We start from the raw sequence: 1,690 nt of genomic DNA, 5'->3' as shown, positions 1-1,690 counted from the left end.
TGTACTAGGCCCTGTCAAGTTGACGGATGAAATAATATAAAATTTAATATGTTTCTAAATGGCTTTATCCCAGTATTCATCTGGGGTAAGGCCATTTCTTTGTGTTGAGCGATTGTAATGATTAAAATATTCAATTCCTGCTTCAACCAATTTCATAAGTTCTTGATAGGTCTTTGGCAGTGGCTGACGTGCCATCCATCGATTTTTAAATTCATTCCACCAACGCTCCATTGGAGCGTTATCGTATGGCGTTCCTGGTCGGGACATACTTCTAGTTACTTCATATCGATCAAGAGAACGATTAAATAGTTTTGAGGTATAAGCTGAACCGCGATCGGTGTGCACCATGGGGTGTACACTACCAGCACCTGAAAAGGCCTGCTGAAATACCTGGATTTCTGCTTCACTAGTTTCTGTAGGACTTAGATTATAGGCTAAAAGTCGCCGACCATAAAGATCTAAAACACCACTTAACCGAATTTTATATTCGCCATTTATGCCATATGAAAGCTCTGTTGAATCGGCCAACCAAACTTGGTTAGGTCTACTCACACTAAAATTTTGATTAAGAAGATTATCTTGGATATATTGTTCTGATTGTTTCACACGATTATGCTTCTTCGGATGTACTAAACATCGAATACCTAGTTCTCGCATAACTCGTCGAACCTGTTTGAAAGTAATGGGAAAATTAATTGATGTGTCAGCTTGTAAATTTACCAACATGTTTCCAGTACCAATCCCTTGTAGATTGAAATCAAACCAGTATTGGGTTCGCTCTTTAAGTTGTTTATTACGTGTCTCCCAAACTGTTTCTTGTCTTTTTAACCCTTTGTAGTAAGCCTGACGGCTAACGCCAACCATTTTTATAAGTTTTGTTATCGCACCATGCTTTTCTTGACTAACATTCTTAATCGCGTGATATGCCAGTCGTCTTTGCTTATTCACCCCTTGCGCTGAAGTTCCTGCCATTTTTTTATAAAGGCCGCATATAATTTTTGATCTTCGATTTGGCTTTCTAACTCGTGAATCCGTAGATTCGCTTTATCTAAATCTGTTAGTTCTGATTGATCTTTACGGTGACCACGATTATCGATTAGTGATTCATAACCACCTTGTCGTGCCTTAAGAACCCATGAACGGGCTTGTTGATAAGAGACACCGAAGTGTTCCGCAGTTTCATTATAACTATGTTTATCTTTGGTAATATATTCAACAATTGAAACGCGTTCTTCAAAAGAAGTTTTACGACTCATAATGGGAACCTGCCTTTTGGACGGTGACGCCGTCACCGTTTTATCCTCATTATACTTGGAAACCCAGTCTAATAGTTGTTTTTGTGATCGTAAACCAAACTTAAGTGCAACATCTGCTTGTGAATATTGACCCGTTAGATAAGTTAATACCGCTTCTAATTTCAGCGCTTTTGAATAGTGATTATTGTGGCGCGCTTCCTGTAAACCTTCAATACCATCGCGGTCATAGCGATCGACCCAACGTTTGAATAGATCTTTATTAATACCGTATTCTCGGGCAAAAGTTCTTCTCGGCATTCCGGACTTTCTAAATTCTTCGATAAACGTTAATTTTTCTAATGCTGAATACTTGGCTCTGGACATACAAAAATCCCTCCATGATTATCGGATGAAATTATATTATTTCATCTGACAACCATAAAGGGATTATTACA

General features: G+C 38.3%; 2 protein-coding genes. Both read right to left on the bottom strand.

Translation table 11 applies throughout. The annotated features are described in order from the left end of the window. Nucleotides 1-54: 54 nt before the first annotated feature. Nucleotides 55-972: an IS3 family transposase gene (locus AC1RPR_RS07815; RefSeq protein ID WP_481761993.1), complete on the bottom strand. Its 918-nt coding sequence runs from the start codon at nt 970-972 to the stop codon at nt 55-57. Beyond that, nucleotides 945-1,619 (bottom strand): transposase, encoded by a 675-nt coding sequence (locus AC1RPR_RS07810; protein WP_481761994.1) that lies wholly within the window; start codon nt 1,617-1,619, stop codon nt 945-947. Before AC1RPR_RS07810 ends, AC1RPR_RS07815 begins: the two co-directional genes overlap by 28 nt. Nucleotides 1,620-1,690: the final 71 nt, after the last annotated feature.

The organism is Dellaglioa sp. CoH-57-MRSF-22 (assembly GCF_056781895.1).
Note: the sequence above shows the minus strand (reverse complement) of the source record. Positions and strands in the feature narration are given on the sequence as shown.

What these genes read in the sequence shown, in the direction of transcription:
- AC1RPR_RS07815 (WP_481761993.1), bottom strand. Translation starts at nt 972, where the DNA reads ATGGCAGGAACTTCAGCGCAAGGGGTGAATAAGCAAAGACGACTGGCA.
- AC1RPR_RS07810 (WP_481761994.1), bottom strand. Translation starts at nt 1,619, where the DNA reads ATGTCCAGAGCCAAGTATTCAGCATTAGAAAAATTAACGTTTATCGAA.